A 17,988-nucleotide genomic window follows, 5' to 3' on the forward strand; every position below is an offset into this window, starting at 1 on the left:
CCGTCCTTTTTGGACGGGCGGGACGCCCATCCCACAATAACAATTAAAATTGTAAGTTATTTAATTCGCGATCCTAATTTGGTGTGCAGTAAACTCACAGCCATGTAATAATAGCCACTTAAGGCTACAAAACTTAACAAAAAAACTTGACAAATTATATATTAATACCAGGATTGCGGTGACAAAAAAGAACGATCGCCCTTCCATTAAAAAAGAACGATCGCCCTTTACACCCTCTTTCTATCTAAATCATGAAACTACGTCGAGCGCACGCCCTATGCGGCTTGTTAAGCGTCAATATCGAGTTCCCGCACTAAAAAAGCCCATTCATCTGCCAATTCTTCAATGACTTTCGCAGTGGGTTTGCCGCCCCCGTGTCCCGCTTTAGTTTCAATGCGAATTAACACTGGTTTTTCTCCCGCGTGGGTTTCTTGCAAAGCAGAAGCAAACTTGAAACTGTGGGCCGGAACCACCCGATCGTCGTGATCGGCAGTTGTAATCATTGTCGCCGGATAAGCCGTTCCCGGTTTGAGATTGTGCAACGGAGAATAGCCGTGAATTGTGGAAAATTCTTCGGGATTTTCCGGCGAACCGTATTCAGAAGTCCACGCCCAACCAATGGTAAACTTGTGGAAGCGCAACATATCCAAAACGCCGACTGCGGGCAATGCTGCACCGAACAATTCCGGCCGCTGAGTCATGCAAGCCCCCACTAATAAACCGCCATTGCTACCACCTGCGATCGCCAATTTGGCAGGTTTGGTGTATTTGTTTTCGATCAACCATTCAGCGCCAGCTATAAAGTCATCAAACACGTTTTGCTTATTCAACTTTGTGCCTGCTTGGTGCCATGATTCGCCGTACTCGCCACCTCCCCGCAAACAGGCGATCGCATAAACTCCGCCCATCTCTAACCACACTATCCTGCTAACAGAAAAACTCGGAGTTAGCGAGATACCAAAACCACCGTATCCGTAAAGGTAGGTGGGGTTATTGCCATCCAAGTGCAAGCCTTTCTTGTGGGTGATAAACATGGGTACTTGCGTACCGTCTTTGCTTGGGTAAAATACTTGTTTTGTCTCGTAATCGTCGGGATTAAAATCGACCTTTGGCTGCCGATAAATCGTACTTTCATCTGTCACCATATTATACCGATAAATGGTGTTTGGCGCAGTGAAACTGGTGTAAGCATAAAAGGTTTCGGTGTCGTGGCGCTTGCCGCCGAATCCTCCCACCGAACCGATTCCCGGCAAAGCTATTTCTCGCGCGAAACAGCCGTCTAAGTTGAAGATTTTAATTTGGGTGTAGGCGTCTTTCAGATAAGAAGCCACAAATTGATTGTTGAGGATGCCAATACCTTGGAGGGTTTCGGCTGCTTCGGGGATAATTTCTGTGAACCCCCCCTCCCTGGGCGACGGGCGGGTTTCGTCACCACCGAGACATGAGGGAGGTGGGTTGTTGGTGTCGATCGCAATTACCCGGCCACAAGGTGCATTTAAGTCAGTTTGAAACCAGAACAGAGGGCCTTCATTGTCGATGAAGCTGTACTCTGCCTCGAATTCGTTAATGAGTTCTACAACAGGCGATTCAGGGGCTGTTAAGTCTTTATAGAAAATCAGGTTTTTTGTTTCAGTTCCCTGCCAAACTGATATAATTAGATATTTGCCGTCTTCAGTGACGCCGCCGCTAAATCCCCATTCTTTTTGGTCTGGGCGATCGTAAATCAATACGTCTTCTGATTGGGCTGTTCCTAACTTGTGATAAAACAGTTTTTGGTAATAGTTAACGTCTTCGTGCTTGCTTTTTTCGTTGGGTTCGTCGTAGCGGCTGTAAAAAAAGCCTTTACCGTCGTGAGTCCAGGATGCGCCTGAGAATTTCACCCACTTTAAATGATCCGATAAATCTGCACCTGTTTCGATATCGCGGACTTTCCATTCTTGCCAGTCGGAACCGGAAGTTGACAAACCGTAAGCCATGTATTTGCCGTCTTCGCTGATAGCTATCCCACCCAAAGCAACAGTTCCATCTTCTGAGAGAGTGTTGGGGTCAATTAATACTTTGGGTTCGTCGTCGAGGGATGTTAATGTGTAGAGTACGGATTGATTTTGCAGGCCGTCATTCTTGTAGTAGAAATAGCGAGCTCCTTCTTTGAAAGGTATGCCGTATTTCTCGTAATCCCAAAGTTGAGTCAGGCGCTGCTTAATTTTTTCCCGCGCCGGAATTTCGTTGAGGTAGGCAAAAGTGACTGCGTTTTGGGCTTCCACCCAAGCTTGGGTTTCCTCAGAGTCGGGATTTTCCAGCCACCTGTAGGGGTCAGATACTTTGACGCCGTGGTAGTCGTCTGTTTGGTCGATTTTGCGGGTTGTGGGGTAGCTTAAAGGTCGATCGAATTTGGTCATGATTTTTTACTACTCTCGGTAACTTTTTCCAGTTTACCCTTTCGCGGCAGTGACAGGGGAGAGTCGCTCAATTTTGGATTTGAGATTTTATCCTAAATCTGGGTTAAATAAGTAACCCCACCTCAAAAAACAGAATACTTTGATACCTGAATCCTTTAAAATATTGGGTGTATAACATAGAAGATATCGCCAATAAATACTATTTTAAAATGAGATATAATTAATTTAGTTTTTTTCGGATAACGTGCTTCCCAAGAATGACTAAATTTCCCCATGACCAGTTTGCCAAAGAATACCTAAGAGAGTTATTGTCACCTCTAGGAGAAGTAGAAACCAGTAAAGATGTTTCTGCTCAAGTTCGAGAAATTGATATCTGGTTTAAACCCACTTCTGTATCGCCTGAATACGTAGAGAATTTAGGTTTGTTAGGTCAAATGACTGCGACTGTGGCTGCGATCGAACCATTTCGCAATGCCGTCAATACAGAGGATATCTTCAGTTGTGTTGTCAAACTTTTAAATACTAGGGCAGAATTACTGCGCCGAGCTAATCGAGAAGAGCAACGTTTAGAATCCCAGCAATTACCCAGGTTGTGGATTCTGACTCCCACAGCTTCGGAGGCTTTGTTAAGCAGCTTTAATTTTATGCTTCCCCAAGAGTCAGAAGGTTGGGGGAGGGGGGTTTATTTTCTATCGGAAGTTTGGCGAGTAGGATTGATAGCTATTCACCAGCTACCGAATGTTCCAGAAACGATGTGGTTGCGGATTTTAGGTAAGGGTAAAGTACAGCAAGGGGCGATCGCGGAATTAACAAGATTGCCTGTTGATAGTCCCTTACGAGCTAGTACGCTAGAATTATTGTACAACCTGCAAGCGAATCTGCAAGTAAATTTAGCAGCTAGTACCCCAGGAAATCAGGAAGATAAGGAGTTAGTTATGGCGCTCGTACCTCTGTTACAACAAAAAATAGATGAGGCCACACAACAAGGAAGAGAAGAAGGAAGAGAAGAAGGAAGAGAAGAAGCACAGCGGTTGATTTTGCAAAACTTTCTGCAAGTCAGATTTGGGGATTTAGACGCTAAGACAATTGCCTTTTTTGCCTCTGTCTCGGCTTTACCTGTTGGTGAATTCACTATGTTGTTAGTGCAATTATCCACATTGCCAATTGCCCAAGCAGATAGACAACAAGTACAAACTTTAATCGCCGAAAATGTCTTGAGAAAGCGCTTTGGTCAATTAGAAGTAAACACCGTCAATCTCATCCCAAATTTGCTCGCAGTGTCGGCCGAAAATTTATCGCTATTGCTGTCACAACTCCCGGATTTGTCAATAGAAGAACTAATTGCTAGATTAGAAAACTCTTCCGTTTGAGTAAAAAAAGAGCGATTAAGCTCGATCGAGTTCTTGTGGAAAGTAGGGGTTGGGCGTCCCGCCCGCCAGAAAACACAATTTAGATGCGGGACAACTTATAACTAATCCAACTCCCTCCTTCCTTCCAAAGCACGAGCCAATGTAACTTCATCGGCATATTCCAAATCTCCCCCCATCGGCAAACCAAAAGCTATGCGCGTCACTAGGGTAAAAGGTTTTAATAAGTGACCGATATAAAGAGTAGTAGTTTCGCCTTCCACGCTGGGACTAATAGCAATAATTACTTCCTTAACTTTTTGCTGGCTGACGCGCCGCACTAACGGTTGAATGTTCAATTGTTCCGGGCCAATTCCATCCATCGGCGAGATAACGCCGCCAACAACGTGATATTTACCCATATATTCCCGCGTTTTTTCTAAAGCGATTACGTCGCGGGATTCTGACACTACACAAATGGTATGAGTGTCGCGGTTGGTATTGCGGCAAATTTCGCAAACAGGGTCAGCAGATAAGTGAAAGCATACTTGACAGAAACCTACTTGCTGTTTGGCATCAATCAAAGATTTAGCTAGGGCTTGCACTTCTTCTTCCGGTCGCTTCAAAATATGTAAAGCGAGCCGCTGAGCTGTTTTTGGACCGACTCCGGGCAAGCGCTGCAATTGTTCGATTAAACGAGCTAAAGGTCGAGTGTACATTAAAAATTGGCGGTAATTGGTAATATCATTTCTGGTTGATTCGCGACAATATAATTTGTGCGATGTAGGGGCGGGTTTTACCAACCATCTATGTTTAAAACTAAGTATATCATAAACCCGCCCCGCCCATACACTGAGGAATATTGACTAATTTACCCTCCACTAATTTTAGCTTTGTAGCCTAACTTTGTGATAATTTCTAGCAGCTTTTGCTTGTGTTCGCCTTGAATTTCGATTTCATTATCTTTGACTGTGCCGCCAGTACCGCATTGGGCTTTTAGCTGCTTGGCTAAAGTTGCTAATGTTTCGGGTTTTTCCTGAAAGCCGCTGATGACTGTAACTGTTTTGCCGCCGCGTCCTTTTCGGGATGCTTCGATTTTGAGGTTTTGTTGATTGGGGGGAACTTCGGCAACTCCCCGTTGGAGGGCGGCCGAGTTGTCAACGTTGCCAAACTCGGAGTAAACTATTCGTTTGCCCTCGGTTGTTTTGCTGTCAGAATCTTTGCGTTTGGATGCTGCCATAGGTTAAGATGCTTGAACTTTTTTTACTGGTATTTCTAGTTTTAGCGGATTGGGTGTAAGGTGGCGATCGCTCGTTTAAACCCTGATATTATACCTATTGTATTAGCCGATCAAGGGTTCAGGGAATTATTAAGTGTCTTATTATTATCGATCGCTTTTGAGTGTTGCGGGTAAAGGCGATCGCTCTTGAATCGGATAGCGACGTTGGGCGATCGTTTGTGTTAACGTTAAACTGCGATCGCCTGGTGCCGGATGAGTCGATAACAAAGCAATATCTAAACGAGATTGTCGCGCTAATCGCTGGAAAAAGTCTGCTGCGCCTGCTGCGTGCCCGTAATGGGAAACCAGGAGTTGTAAGCCAAATTCATCGGCTTGGGCTTCCTGATTGCGAGAAAATTGGGCTTTGCTTAAATTGGAAGCGATCGCAGCGCCAACATTCAGCAACCCACCTCCATCGCCTGCGAACACCGCTACCACAAATTGTAGCGCCAATCCCCGCCCAATTCCCCGCAAATGATCGCGATAGGCGAAATGACCCAACTCATGACCTAAGATCATCATCAACTCGTTTTCCGATTCCAATTGCTGTATTAAACCCCGATAAACAATAATTGTATCTCCAGGTAAGGCTAGCGCGTTTACAGTATCATCGGGAATGTAAAGTAGGCGATAATTGCGATCGATATTTTTTTGTTTAGGTAATTTAGTTTCCAGGCGATTCAGGAGTTGATTCAGGGTATCTTGTGCTGGAGAAGAGCTCGCAAGACGTTCGTAAGCTGGGATAACTAACGCCCCCAAACGCTGTTCGAGTTCGGGGGGAATTAATAAAATTAGCCCATCTACCAGTTTGATGCTTCCCCAAAGCAATAAACAGACTAATGCTAAAAAAATCCCAAATAGGGTTAGCAGTTGTCTGTTACTTGTGGGTGGATTGCGATCGCTCATAAGGTTTTTCAATTATTGTATGATGGTAGAATGCGTTGTGATAATTTAACGCATCCTACAAGTTATATAAAAGCACCGAACTAATTGTTCTTTGTCGGTCGGAAGGGATTTAAAAAATTAATCAGAGGAAACAGGTTGCGAGACTGTATCCACAGTTTACCCTCTCCACTGAAACGACAAACTAAGCCTTCTCCACCTAAAATTCCCGTCCTCAAGTTTGTCCAGGATAACCCCCCCATAACTTCAACATTATACTTCAGCGTATCCTCAAAGGCGACAATATAACCGGTATCGACGATATAACTTCCATTGACTGGAATTTCCAGGATGGCGCCATAGGAATTAAACCAGATATCGCCTTCTCCAGTTGCTTTCAGAAAAAACAGAGATTCGCCACTAAAAAAACCTTTTAAACCCTGAAATTTACTATCTAGGTCTACAGTAGAACTCGATGCCACAAACGCAGAAGATTGCAGCATCAAGCTATTTCCCTTGAGGTGATAATGTTGAATATCGCCGGGAAGTCCAGGGGAAATGTAAAGTGTTCCAGAACGTTCGGGGGCAGTAAATTCGCTGATAAACAAAGACTCACCTGTTAACATTCGCGTGAGGCCTTTCATTAAACCTCCTTTGACTTTTGATTTCAGGGTGATGTGACTATCCATCGCTGCCATGCCCGAACCTTCTACCAACACCGTTTCGTTGGCAGGAATTTTGAGTTTTAGTTGGGCATATGATGGAGAATGCTCGATTGTATATGAGATATTGCTAGGCATATAAGTTGACAGTTGATAGGTGGCAGTTGGCAGTTGATGGTTGAGAGTTGGGAGTTGATGGTTGATGGTTGAAAGTTGGGAGTTGACAATAAACAGAGAATAGGTAAGCTGTTCAGCATTTAAATAGAATGCCAACAAACAATTCGCCGTCTTGTGGGGTGTCTCGCCCGCCCTGAATATGCAATTTAAATGCGTGACAGCTTAATAAGAACTTTATCGGTCTCCTTTTTGTTCCATTCTCTTCGTCTTCCTCTCTTGCTACCTCGGAGGTAAACGACTGCCGACGGCTTGACCGAATGCTGGGGCCTTGTGGGTTTGACAGAACAGGCGGCCGTTGCCTTTAAAGCGACAAACTAAACCTTCTCCGCCGATAAATGCACTCAACCAACTACTTCCGGGAGGTTTGGTAATTTCAAACTTTAAAGTTTTCTCAAAGGCGACAATATGACCTGTATCAACAATATATTCTCCTTTGACAGGAACTTCGTAAATTGCGCCGAAGGAACTCAATAGTACGTCTCCATGACCGCCCATATCCAGCCAGAAGATACTTTCTCCAGAAAACAGCGATTTGAAGCCTTGAAAACCCAAGTCAATATTGACATCTGATGTGCTAGCTAAATAAGAACCTGCTTGTACTACTAAGCCACTTGCGCCCATTTTATAGTGCAGCATATCGCCCAACATTTTGGGCGCTAAAAATAGTGTATTTTCCGGTGTGGGCGAGCGAAATACACTTAAAAATAGCGACTCTCCACCAATCATTCGTTTGAGTCCGCCGAGAATACCGCCACCTTTGCCTTGGCGCAATGTCGTACTTGCTTGTAGATAGCCACTCATTGCCACCATTGCACCTGCCTCGGCAACGATTTCTTCACCTGTATTTAGGGTGACACGGGCGATCGTGCTGTCGGGTTGTTGTAAAAGTTCAATTTTCATATTCGGTAGTAGGTAATGGGTATATTCGCTGGCAACTCAAACTTTACTCGACAAAAATTGAACTAAACCATCGATACTTCTGGATTGCAAGTAAATTGTTCCCTTGCCCGTGACTTTATTCACAAACCCTTCCCCGGATGTAATCGAACCTAATAATCCGCCTGCCATTTTTACCGACATTTTTATTCCCGACTCGTAAGCTACTAAATGCCCTGTATCGACAATAAAGTCACCATTAATTTTCTTGCGAGTCAAACCACCATAGGCGCCAAAAAATACCGTTCCCTGTCCGCTGGCTTGCAATTTAAATAAGCCTTCTCCCGAAAACCAACTTGCCAATCCAGCCCAGCGCACGCCTAATTTGATATCGGGGGTACTGGCAATATAAGCACCGGGTTGAAAGCACAGGTTATTTTCGTAGACTTGAGCTTCGGCAATATCTCCGATTGTCGATTGAGAAAGAACGACTTGGAGAGACTGCCGTGTTGCATTTGTAAATCGATTGACGAACAGCGATTCACCACCAAAAAACTTTTTCAATACACCTGACAAAAAACCTCCATTAAATTCTGTTTTCATGGTGAGTGCTGCATCCATTGCTATCATCGCTCCTGATTCAGCAATAATGCTTTCTCCAGGTTCGAGGGTAAGAAAAATTGTGGCAAAGGAAGGTTTATAACGAATGTCGATATCCACGATTTTGGTTTCCTGTTTGGTAACAATAACTGAAACAAGTAAAATCTGCTAATGGTTACTCAATTTAACCTATAATTTGCTGGAAGGAGCGCCCAGAAGGAACAGTGCGAACAATAATTTTTTTATTACCCCTCGCCCTCTATGGAGGTGGATTTGGGGTTGAGGTTATTGAGTTTTACCAGTAGACCGGGATGAGAGAGTAGGATTGTAGGTCTATGCTTTTATTTTACTACGATTGAATTAGCAAGCTGTTGCGTTCTTCAAGAAATGTAACATATCGCACAAGAAGTATGAGATGAGTTTACTGCAATCATTGTGCTAAAATTATTATAACTTTGCTTTAAATATTTAAATTAAAAAGGTGGAAAATCTGGTCGTAGAGTCGATAATTTGCAGTTCGATCGGCGCTAGTGAGAATGTTATAAGCATGGTTAACGATGACCGAAATCTCAAGGCAATTAAGAATATTATGGTGGCATAGCCCTAAGTCAGTAGACTTGAATTTTAAAAATAATTATGCATCAGATCGGCGCCAAGTCCGAAAATTTGTTTGATGGAAAAGACTTTTTCAATAAGTCTAGTCTGTGAAGTGAACATTTCCGGGCGAGGTTTAGGCATCCTGCGGTACGGTTGGGGAGGATGTCAAAATCAAATTTGTTCGATCGCCTCAAGTCCCCAAGCAATTTGGTACGATCGACTAAGCGCGCGATCGACACGCCCGCCTCTAGCTTACCCGCCAATCTAAAAAATCTAAAATCTAAAATCTAAAATCAAATGACAGTCACCCCCCTGCATCTCACCACCGAAACCAACTCCCAACGCCCCGACTCCCTCGGCAGATTCGGCAAATTCGGTGGCAAATACGTCCCCGAAACCCTGATGCCCGCTTTATTTGAACTAGAAGCCGCTTTCCACAAATACCGCAGCGAACCGGAATTTCAACAGCAACTCCAACAACTGCTCAAAGATTATGTCGGCCGCCCCAGCCCTTTGTATTTCGCCGAACGCCTCACCGAACACTACGCTAAAGCAGACGGAACTGGCCCGCAAATTTACCTCAAACGCGAAGATTTAAACCACACCGGTGCTCACAAAATCAACAACGCTTTAGCTCAAGCATTGCTGGCAAAACGTATGGGCAAAAAGCGGGTAATTGCTGAAACTGGTGCCGGTCAACACGGCGTTGCTACTGCCACAGTTTGCGCTCGTTTCGGTATAGAATGCGTTGTCTACATGGGCGTTCACGACATGGAAAGACAGGCTTTAAATGTGTTTAGAATGCGCTTGATGGGAGCCGAAGTGCGGCCGGTGGCTGCAGGTACGGGAACGCTGAAAGATGCGACTTCCGAAGCGATTCGCGACTGGGTGACAAATGTCGAAACAACTCATTACATTCTCGGTTCCGTAGCGGGCCCGCATCCTTACCCGATGATGGTACGCGATTTCCATGCGGTAATCGGTGAAGAAACGCGGGCTCAGTGTCAGGAAAAGTGGGGTGGTTTGCCGGATATTTTATTAGCTTGCGTCGGCGGCGGTTCTAATGCAATGGGTCTTTTCCACGAGTTTGTCGGGGAAGAAACTGTCAGATTGATTGGTATTGAAGCGGCGGGCGAAGGTGTGGAGACGGATAAGCACGCTGCTACTTTGACTAAAGGAAGTGTGGGAGTTCTGCACGGGGCAATGAGTTATTTGCTGCAAGATAATGAAGGTCAAGTGATTGAGCCGCATTCTATTAGTGCGGGTTTGGATTATCCGGGTGTGGGGCCGGAACACAGTTATTTGAAGGATGCGGGCAGGGCTGAATATTATAGCGTAACTGATGCAGAAGCGCTGGAAGCATTTCAGCGGCTTTCGCAGTTGGAGGGGATTATTCCAGCTTTGGAAACTTCTCATGCGATCGCCTATTTAGAGACTCTGTGCCCGCAGCTAACAGGCAAGCCGCGCATTGTGCTTAACTGTTCGGGACGCGGCGACAAAGACGTGAACACTGTGGCAAAAGTTCTGAATATCTAGTTTGGCGGAATTTGGGGCGATCGCTCTGTAGGAATCGGTAACAACTGAAAGATTGCACCATTCTCAATAAGCCTTTTGCGGGCGGGCAGGATGCCCAACCCCTACTCCCCACAACAAAAGTCCGTCGTGGAACAGGCATCTTGCCTGTTCTTGAGAATGGTGCAACATAGGAGTAACAATTAACTTTATTTTTCGTTTGATTTCATGTCCAAAGGTTTGATTTTAATGGGCTTGGGATTGTTGACAATCCTGCCTAAGTGTGATACCTCCATTCCTACGCGATCGCTGCCACAAACTCCCATGAATACTAATGTTGCTTCGAGTGCTATTACTGACTTAGAAAAAGCGGTTAACCAACAGATCAATCAATACCGAGCATCTAAAAAGTTGCCGCCGCTGAGTGTCGATCCGCGAATCAGTCAGATAGCAAGAATTCACAGCGAAAATATGGCTAACGGTAAAGTACGTTTCAGCCACGATGGATTTGAGGGGCGGGCGAAAGCAATTACGATTCCTTATCAAAGTGTAGCTGAAAATCTTGCTTATAATTTTGGCTACAGCGACCCGGTACGCAATGCTGTTGAGGGTTGGATTAAAAGTGACGGCCACCGTAAGAATATGGAAGGTCAGTTTAATGTGACCGGTATTGGGGTTGCGAAAAATGCCAAAGGCGAGTATTATTTTACTCAGCTTTTTGTCCGCAGTCGGTAAGCGGGAGGAAGAAGGAAGTTCGGCAACGGATTCTGTAACGGATGTAACGGATGTAACGGATGTAACGGATGTCAGTCCGATGGAAGCCGGAAGAGGGAAGAGGGAAGAAGGCAGTCAACAGTCAACAGTTAACAGTCAACAGTCAAAAATTACTAATAATGGAAGTTGCAGATTTTCAAGTGTGCGATCGTGATATTCCCGATTCTCTCTTATCTTACTATTTGACAGCAGAGGCGATCGCCGTTGATACGGAAACAATGGGTTTGCTACCCTGGCGCGATCGCTTGTGTTTGGTGCAGTTGTGCAATCCAGAAGGTAAAGTTGCAGTGGTGCGGATTGCCAAAGATCAGACAGCAGCACCGAATTTAAAGAAGTTAATGGAAGCTGAAAGTATTGAGAAAGTATTTCATTTTGCGCGCTTCGATCTGGCAACAATGCGTTACAATTTAAGTATTGACGTTGCACCAGTTTTCTGCACCAAGCTAGCTAGTAAACTTGCTAGAACTTATACCAACAAACACGGATTGAAAGAATTAATTCTAGAACTTGAAAAGGTAGAATTAAATAAAACATCTCAAAGTTCCGACTGGGGAAATGCGACTAATCTTTCTGACGATCAACTAAATTATGCTGCTAATGATGTCCGCTATTTGCTGAGCGCTAAACAAAAGTTGACTGCTATGTTGCAGCGAGAAGAACGCTGGGAAATTGCACAGCAATGTTTTCAGTGTTTGCCCGTTTTTGTGAGTTTGGATTTATTGCAGTACAAGGATGTTTTTGAGCATGGCTAATACCATTTTAGATTTTAGATTTTAGATTTTAGATTTTAGATTGGGAATGACTGATGAGTACCAGGGTTTAGAGCACGGGCATACAGTTCCATTCTTTTAGGGAACTGGTATAATCTTGTGTCATATTATGTCCGATCGATTGACCATAATATCCCGGCCGGGCGGGTTTTTGAGATTGTCAATTATTGGCAGATATTATTGGTTAACCCGCCCCTACCTGATTTCGGGCGAAGCGAAGCGAAGGGAATCGACCGGACTAGATATCACCTGGCAGAACTGCCATCAAATTGTTTTGTAGTGAAAACTTGAGTTATGATAAAACTCGCTTGGACTTGAGTCCTCACTACAAACGTAATTATTATTATTTCACCGGACTTGATGTGATATCAAATCCGGTAGCATCGGAAATATTCCTCTCTGTATTCTCTCCCTCTGCGTTCTCTGCGCCCTCTGCGGTTAAATCATTCCGATACAACCGGAAACGATATGAGTAAAAAAAAAATTCAAAACAGTGATCTCTTGCTAAGTAGGGCTGCTAGGGATTGTGTTCGTGCATCAATGCTTCAATTTGGTCGTCAACATTTCTAATCACCTGTTCCAAAGCCGGCAACCCCTCTAAAGGCACAGGAGAAAGGCGAGTTCGATCGCGAATTTGATTCACTTTCCGCTGCAATTCTTCGGCCAGCCGCAGCGCGTCGCGACTCAAAGTAGACAACTGCTGCTGCTGGTAAAACCTCAAAGCTGCCCCCCGCAAAACTTGCAGGGTGGCTTCTTCCTTGCCACCCACCGTCATTACCCGCAAGCGCAACAGCAAATGAGTGTTTTGATAGATGCGCTCAACTTCGACTTGTTTGGGCTGTTCCACCGGGCACACAGGCATATCTGTCAGCCGCTTCAACTCGTCGATGACCTCTTGGAAAAGGACGATATCGATACCTTCGAGCATCGATTTCAAAACGCCGTCTTGACTCCAAAGAATCCGGCCTTGGGACTGATGCCGCTCAAAAAACAGGCGGCCGATACCCTCTCGCAGCACTCTACCGAGCAATTCTTCCAGCAGTTGGGGCGCGGGCAAAGTTGCCAAAACTTCGACTGGGCTTGACAAGTGCAAGGCCTCGACATTCAAAACCGATAGCTGTGTCGGTGTCGGGGGAACCTCGGCGCCAGCAGGTTTAAACTGCTCACGATCGGGCATCGAGGGTTCTGGCACAGACAGCAGCGTTTCTGCTTTGGGGGCTGAAATTGCTGGTGGGGGATTTTTGGGTGTTGGGGCTGCTGCGGTTTCTGTCTGGCTGGGTTCTCGAAGCTGGCTCCCGTGCAGCAAGTAAGCTGAGAGCATCGAGCGCTGAGTTTCCGAGGCAATTGGCTCTGTTGTGACTGAGCAATTCATGTAAGCTAAAATCCGCTGCACGTAGTCCAAGGCGGAGTCATCTTGGGCATCGACTACGCCCAATTTAAACCGATTACCTTCTAGAGATAAAGGCAAAACTTGATAGTAAAGGCAAGCTTCAAAGGGGACAACTGTGTCGATTAGTTGAAATATTCGATCGGAGTCCATTGTAGCTGCCGAGTCTGTTGAAGATGTATGTACCATTAGCTGCTTTGTAGTTGGAAGCGCGATCGAGCGCGACGCACCAACCTGATGCGATAAAATTAAACGCTGCAACTTCCCTGACGGAGGAATTGGCCTCACAACCGGAAGCTTTTCTTAAATAAAAATTCTTAGTCCCAGAATTTTCTCCCTTCTGTATTGCAGCCTCAAATTCTACCAAAAGATTGAGAGCTAGATGATGACTAGCGCAGTCTAGACCCACTATCATCGATCGCCCGAAATTGATTCCCGTGGCTAGCAACGACAGAATTATGTCTTTAATGCACAAGTATTATAGATGCACCACAACCGATGATTTACGGGCCACCGCTGAATTTAGGATTGGTTAAAAAATCCTGAAAAGTCGATCGTGCTGCTAGTATCTTACCTCAGAGAGTTGACTGCGATCGTCTCGGAGCGCGATCGTCCTGCCAGCGCTACAAGAGCCCGATTAATCTAACCTGAATTGATACAAAGGGCATCGCGCGGTTTTCCACGGGGAAACTCGCAGAACTCTGTGGCTGTGAGGGAATTGATTTGTAGCGCGGATTCTGAAAAATGCTACCGCCCATTAACAATTAGCAATTGCCTGCCACCCATTACCAATCTACTCGTTGCGGAGAGATTGAGCTGCTAAATAGAGTTTGCTCCACTCGCCGATGACTTGATTGGTTTTCAGCTTTAATTCAGATGCGATCGTCTCTACACTTTTCCCTGCTTTCAGCGATTCTACCAACTGCCGCTGCACCGGCGTGAGGTCTTGTAAATATTGCTGCCACTGAGCCGGAGTCAAGCCCAAACTGTGTTCTTGGAGCGAAGTTTCCAGCCAGTTGGCGACTAATTCCGGTGCTTGTTTGACCGCAAAAACCCGAATCGCGTGATAACTGACTTTTTCTCGCAAGCGGTAAATTTGCTTGATTGGAACCTTCAAATCCTCGGCAATTGCCTCTTGGGAACGACCTTGCAGGTAAAGCCGCAGCCACCGGGAAGCCAGCGGATCGACTTCAGCAGCCAAGTAATTCTCAAATTCTTTTTGGACAATCTGCCGCTGAGTTTGCTGCTCTTCCCAAGCTTGATTTTCTCGATACTCGGACATGGCCTGTTCGTCTAACAAGCTGAGCGGTTCGTCTGTATCGTCGGGTAGAACCTGTTCCGACACCAGCCGCACCCAGTCTCCCGCAGGCACTTGGGTCAACCCGCCGCGCTGGGCACGCCGCAGGTAGTTGACAAAACGGTACACCAGCAGCGGCTGGTTGCGGATCGGCCGCAAGCAGTATTCTTCTGTGCTCGCTAGCAGCAAAGCATTTCGCAGGCGTCTGTCTGAGGTGCATTCGGCAATCCAGGCGACTTGCTGCTGCAGGTAGCGATCGGAATTGAGCATTTCCTGAATCACTTCTTGTAGTACCTCCACCGCACTCCGCTGTCTGTCGCGACTCAGGGAAACCCAGGCTTGGATTTTTTGCCGGAGCACAACCAAACCGCCGAGTCGCCCGATCAAGTTGCGGTAAGCTTTTTCTGGCGGTACTCCCAGATACCGAGAAATCAAAATTCGATATAAAAAGTCGATCGCGCCGGAGGCGACAGACAATTGAGTTGGGCTAAGAGTGTCAAATCTTTCGGGCTTGTCTCCCAACAGCCAGCGGACAACACTCTCGCGAGTGCTAGAACTCTCCTGCGGGCAATCTTGTTCGAGTCGAGACTTCCAATCTTGTCCTAGTCTTTGGGCCAAGGTCATGGGCTGCCGAGAATATTGTCTTTCACCCCCGATTTTACGTGGTATCCTGGATTTTTGAGTATTTTTCAGATATACGATCCTCTTCGAGGGCTTTCCTTCGGATCGCTTCGCTAACGCCAACGCGCGATCGGATAAATTACCTTAAATTACCCTAAACAAAATTCCATTACGGTGCGATATGCCTAACTTTTTATTAGAACTCGGTACAGAAGAATTGCCCGCATCTTTTGTCTCAGGCAGCGCCCAGCAGTGGCAGCGACTTGTACCTGCAACGCTGGCAGAAGAATCCTTGACAAATGACTCTATTAATGTATACGCTACTCCGAGGCGTTTGGCCGTTCTCGTGAAAGGACTGCCAGTTCAGCAATTAGATAGAGAAGAAGAGGTAAAAGGGCCGCCGGCAAGTTCGGCTTTTAAAGATGGCAAACCGACGAAAGCAGCGGAAGGTTTTGCGAAAAAGCAGGGCGTAGAAATTGATGCTTTGGAAGTTCGCGCTACCGATAAAGGCGATTTTGTGTTTGTGCTCAAAAAGATTCCGGGGCGGATGACAGCGGATATTTTGACAGAACTTGTGCCGCAGTGGATTAACAAGTTAGAAGGCAAAAGATTTATGCGGTGGGCCGATGGAGATTTGAAGTTTCCGCGCCCGATTCGATCGTTAGTGGCACTGTTGGATGATACTGTACTGCCAATTACATTGGTGAGCGGTTCGGATACGGTCAAGAGCGATCGAATTTCCCAAGGACACCGGGTGTTATACACCCCCCCTACACCGCTGGGAGGGGTCTCGATCCCCCAAGCCGAGGATTATGTGGAGTGTCTGCGGGCTGCTTGCGTAGAGGTCGATCGAACCGAGCGCAAAAATCAAATTAAAGCACAAGTAGAAGCCGCAGCGACAAAACAAGGCGGTTATGCCGACATTACCGAAGATTTGTTAGAAGAAGTCACCGACTTAGTAGAATGGCCGAACGCAGTTGTCGGTAAATTTGACGAAGAATTTTTGATATTGCCGCCGGAAGTAATCACCACAATTATTGTTACAAACCAGCGGTATTTTCCCATCCTCAAAAGCCCCGATTATCCCGAACTTCTGCCCTATTTCATTACAATTTCCAACGGATCTCCGGCTAAAGCCGCGATTATTGCCGCCGGTAACGAGCGAGTAGTGCGGGCAAGATTGGCAGACGGTCAGTTTTTCTACAAAGCAGACTTGGCAAAGCCTCTAGAGGATTATTTGCCCAAGTTGGAAACAGTTACTTTCCAGGAAGATTTGGGGACAGTACGCGCAAAGGTCGATCGGCTGTGCAAGATTGCCAGTTTAATTGTCAATCAACTGCAAATCACAGAGGAAGAGCAAGCTGATGTAGCCAGAGCAGCCTTACTTTGCAAAGCCGACCTCGTAACCCAAATGGTTTACGAACTTCCCGAAATGCAAGGAATCATGGGGCAGAAATACGCCTTAGCAAGTGGCGAATCGGAAGCAGTAGCCACAGCGATTTTTGAACATTATTTGCCTAAAGGTGCGGGCGACAATTTGCCCCAAACTCTCACAGGTCAAGTTGTCGCAATAGCCGACAAATTAGATACTTTAGTCAGCATCTTCGGCTTGGGAATGTTGCCGACTGGTTCATCCGATCCCTTCGCTTTGCGCCGGGCCGCTAATGCAATAACTAACATTATTTGGGCGGCTCAGTTGCCAGTCAACTTGCACCAGTTGCTCGCACAAGTTGTTGCCGAATTTACCGCAGCGCGCCCAGAAACACCGGGGGAGTTGCTATCGCAATTAGACGAGTTTTTCTTACAAAGAATTAGGACTTTGTTGCAAGAAGAAAAAAATGTAGATTATGATTTGGTAAATGCAGTTTTGGGAGAAAACGACCCAGAATATACTGAACGAGCATTGAGAGATTTATTGGACGCACTGGAAAGAGCACTTTTCCTACAACAAATCCGCAATAACCAGACTTTGGATCTAATTTACGAAACAGTCAATCGTTCAACTCGTTTGGCGGCTCAAGGTGATTTGGATAAAGTAGAATTGGAACCGAAAAATGCGGTGAAACCAGAGTTATTTCAAAAATCGTCTGAACAAGCTTTTTACGATGCAGTCGTGCAGTTAGTGCCGCAAACGCTGCTATGCAAACAAACTCGGGATTACCAGCAGTTAGTAGATAGTTTGACTGAGATTGCTCCGACTGTCAGCAACTTTTTCGACGGGCCAGAAAGCGTTTTGGTGATGGATTCTGACCCGGAAATTAAGCAAAATCGGTTGAATTTACTGGGTTTGCTGCGGAATCACGCGCGGGTGTTGGCTGACTTTGGGGCGATCGTGAAAAGTTAGAATTTACAATATTTGAGTCCGCCGGGGATTGAAAACCTCCGCTTCAGTCCGCCGGGGGTTGAAAACCTCCGCTTCAGTCCGCCGGGGGTTGAAACCCCCGTCTCAAAGCGAAAGTCCTCTTAAGAGGACTGAAACCCACACATACTAGACTTTTCCGTCAGTTTTAACTCCTATGTTGCACCATTCTCAAATAGCCTTTTGTGAACAGGCAAGATGCCTGTTCCACAAGAAAATTTATCTTTTGTGGAACAGGCATCTTGCCTGTTGCTGACAATGGTGCAATATCTCAGTTTTAACTGACTTTAGCTGTTAGACAGGGGTTTTCAACCCCTGGCGGGCCTTGGGAGGCAACGGGCGAGCCTGTAGGCAAACCAACTTGAGAAACCTACTTGTTAAAAATATCGCTCCCAATAACATTAAAGCTTACCAATAAAACGAGTAAATCTATTAGGATTATTGCCGAAC

General features: G+C 45.8%; 16 protein-coding genes. 7 read left to right on the plus strand and 9 right to left on the minus strand.

What is annotated here, in order from left to right:
• Positions 1 to 287: 287 nt before the first annotated feature.
• Positions 288 to 2,399, minus strand: coding sequence for a prolyl oligopeptidase family serine peptidase (locus QUA00_RS24295; protein ID WP_333411397.1), 2,112 nt, complete (start codon positions 2,397 to 2,399; stop codon positions 288 to 290).
• 257 nt (positions 2,400 to 2,656) lie between these two features.
• Here QUA00_RS24295 and QUA00_RS24300 point away from each other — a divergent pair, with 257 nt between their 5' ends.
• Positions 2,657 to 3,769, plus strand: coding sequence for a flagellar assembly protein H (locus QUA00_RS24300; RefSeq protein ID WP_333411400.1), 1,113 nt, complete (start codon positions 2,657 to 2,659; stop codon positions 3,767 to 3,769).
• Between the two features lie 101 nt (positions 3,770 to 3,870).
• On the opposite strand, the gene recR is transcribed toward QUA00_RS24300, so the two are convergent.
• From recR to QUA00_RS24330, 6 genes are all read right to left on the minus strand, one after another.
• Complete coding sequence (recR, locus tag QUA00_RS24305) at positions 3,871 to 4,464, minus strand: recombination mediator RecR (protein ID WP_333036394.1); 594 nt, start codon at positions 4,462 to 4,464, stop codon at positions 3,871 to 3,873.
• Between the two features lie 152 nt (positions 4,465 to 4,616).
• Positions 4,617 to 4,985, minus strand: coding sequence for a translation initiation factor (locus QUA00_RS24310; RefSeq protein WP_190737631.1), 369 nt, complete (start codon positions 4,983 to 4,985; stop codon positions 4,617 to 4,619).
• A gap of 144 nt (positions 4,986 to 5,129) precedes the next feature.
• Positions 5,130 to 5,942 (minus strand): M48 family metallopeptidase, encoded by an 813-nt coding sequence (locus QUA00_RS24315; RefSeq protein ID WP_333411402.1) that lies wholly within the window; start codon positions 5,940 to 5,942, stop codon positions 5,130 to 5,132.
• Positions 5,943 to 6,010: 68 nt separating this feature from the next.
• Complete coding sequence (locus QUA00_RS24320) at positions 6,011 to 6,841, minus strand: TIGR00266 family protein (RefSeq protein ID WP_445305760.1); 831 nt, start codon at positions 6,839 to 6,841, stop codon at positions 6,011 to 6,013.
• Positions 6,842 to 6,964: 123 nt separating this feature from the next.
• On the minus strand, positions 6,965 to 7,645 hold the full coding sequence (locus tag QUA00_RS24325; protein ID WP_333411403.1) for a TIGR00266 family protein: 681 nt from the start codon (positions 7,643 to 7,645) through the stop codon (positions 6,965 to 6,967).
• Positions 7,646 to 7,681: 36 nt separating this feature from the next.
• Positions 7,682 to 8,341, minus strand: a complete 660-nt coding sequence (locus QUA00_RS24330) for a TIGR00266 family protein (RefSeq protein ID WP_333411405.1) — start codon at positions 8,339 to 8,341, stop codon at positions 7,682 to 7,684.
• 553 nt (positions 8,342 to 8,894) lie between these two features.
• On the opposite strand from QUA00_RS24330, the gene QUA00_RS24335 reads away from it, so the two are divergent.
• The 5 genes from QUA00_RS24335 to QUA00_RS24355 all read left to right on the plus strand — a co-directional run bounded on the left by QUA00_RS24335 (position 8,895) and on the right by QUA00_RS24355 (position 11,856).
• Positions 8,895 to 9,086, plus strand: coding sequence for a hypothetical protein (locus QUA00_RS24335; protein WP_333411406.1), 192 nt, complete (start codon positions 8,895 to 8,897; stop codon positions 9,084 to 9,086).
• Positions 9,087 to 9,115: 29 nt separating this feature from the next.
• Complete coding sequence (trpB, locus tag QUA00_RS24340; protein ID WP_333411407.1) at positions 9,116 to 10,354, plus strand: tryptophan synthase subunit beta; 1,239 nt, start codon at positions 9,116 to 9,118, stop codon at positions 10,352 to 10,354.
• A gap of 204 nt (positions 10,355 to 10,558) precedes the next feature.
• The gene (locus tag QUA00_RS24345; protein WP_333411408.1) at positions 10,559 to 11,065 is read left to right on the plus strand and encodes a CAP domain-containing protein; all 507 of its coding nucleotides are present in this window, start codon (positions 10,559 to 10,561) and stop codon (positions 11,063 to 11,065) included.
• The gene (locus QUA00_RS24350; protein ID WP_333411410.1) at positions 11,049 to 11,258 is read left to right on the plus strand and encodes a hypothetical protein; all 210 of its coding nucleotides are present in this window, start codon (positions 11,049 to 11,051) and stop codon (positions 11,256 to 11,258) included. The genes QUA00_RS24345 and QUA00_RS24350 overlap by 17 nt, the downstream gene beginning before the upstream one ends.
• On the plus strand, positions 11,224 to 11,856 hold the full coding sequence (locus QUA00_RS24355) for a ribonuclease D (RefSeq protein ID WP_333411411.1): 633 nt from the start codon (positions 11,224 to 11,226) through the stop codon (positions 11,854 to 11,856). Before QUA00_RS24350 ends, QUA00_RS24355 begins: the two co-directional genes overlap by 35 nt.
• A 535-nt stretch (positions 11,857 to 12,391) precedes the next feature.
• Here the strand turns inward: QUA00_RS24355 and QUA00_RS24360 are convergent.
• The gene (locus QUA00_RS24360) at positions 12,392 to 13,549 is read right to left on the minus strand and encodes a GspE/PulE/PilB domain-containing protein (protein ID WP_333411412.1); all 1,158 of its coding nucleotides are present in this window, start codon (positions 13,547 to 13,549) and stop codon (positions 12,392 to 12,394) included.
• Positions 13,550 to 14,054: 505 nt separating this feature from the next.
• A complete protein-coding gene (locus QUA00_RS24365) occupies positions 14,055 to 15,182 on the minus strand; it encodes a HetZ-related protein 2 (RefSeq protein WP_333411413.1) in 1,128 nt (375 codons plus the stop codon).
• Positions 15,183 to 15,360: 178 nt separating this feature from the next.
• On the opposite strand from QUA00_RS24365, the gene glyS reads away from it, so the two are divergent.
• Positions 15,361 to 17,523: a glycine--tRNA ligase subunit beta gene (glyS, locus tag QUA00_RS24370; RefSeq protein WP_333411415.1), complete on the plus strand. Its 2,163-nt coding sequence runs from the start codon at positions 15,361 to 15,363 to the stop codon at positions 17,521 to 17,523.
• The last annotated feature ends 465 nt before the right edge of the window (positions 17,524 to 17,988 follow it).

Source organism: Microcoleus sp. T2B6, assembly GCF_036700475.1.
Lineage (GTDB): Bacteria > Cyanobacteriota > Cyanobacteriia > Cyanobacteriales > Microcoleaceae > Microcoleus.

Excerpts from the sequence above, each read along its gene's own strand:
- glyS (WP_333411415.1), top strand. The coding sequence starts at position 15,361 with ATGCCTAACTTTTTATTAGAACTCGGTACAGAAGAATTGCCCGCATCT.
- trpB (WP_333411407.1), top strand. The coding sequence starts at position 9,116 with ATGACAGTCACCCCCCTGCATCTCACCACCGAAACCAACTCCCAACGC.
- QUA00_RS24300 (WP_333411400.1), top strand. The coding sequence starts at position 2,657 with ATGACTAAATTTCCCCATGACCAGTTTGCCAAAGAATACCTAAGAGAG.
- QUA00_RS24355 (WP_333411411.1), top strand. The coding sequence starts at position 11,224 with ATGGAAGTTGCAGATTTTCAAGTGTGCGATCGTGATATTCCCGATTCT.
- QUA00_RS24335 (WP_333411406.1), top strand. The coding sequence starts at position 8,895 with ATGGAAAAGACTTTTTCAATAAGTCTAGTCTGTGAAGTGAACATTTCC.
- QUA00_RS24345 (WP_333411408.1), top strand. The coding sequence starts at position 10,559 with ATGTCCAAAGGTTTGATTTTAATGGGCTTGGGATTGTTGACAATCCTG.
- QUA00_RS24365 (WP_333411413.1), bottom strand. The coding sequence starts at position 15,182 with ATGACCTTGGCCCAAAGACTAGGACAAGATTGGAAGTCTCGACTCGAA.
- QUA00_RS24325 (WP_333411403.1), bottom strand. The coding sequence starts at position 7,645 with ATGAAAATTGAACTTTTACAACAACCCGACAGCACGATCGCCCGTGTC.
- QUA00_RS24310 (WP_190737631.1), bottom strand. The coding sequence starts at position 4,985 with ATGGCAGCATCCAAACGCAAAGATTCTGACAGCAAAACAACCGAGGGC.
- QUA00_RS24295 (WP_333411397.1), bottom strand. The coding sequence starts at position 2,399 with ATGACCAAATTCGATCGACCTTTAAGCTACCCCACAACCCGCAAAATC.
- recR (WP_333036394.1), bottom strand. The coding sequence starts at position 4,464 with ATGTACACTCGACCTTTAGCTCGTTTAATCGAACAATTGCAGCGCTTG.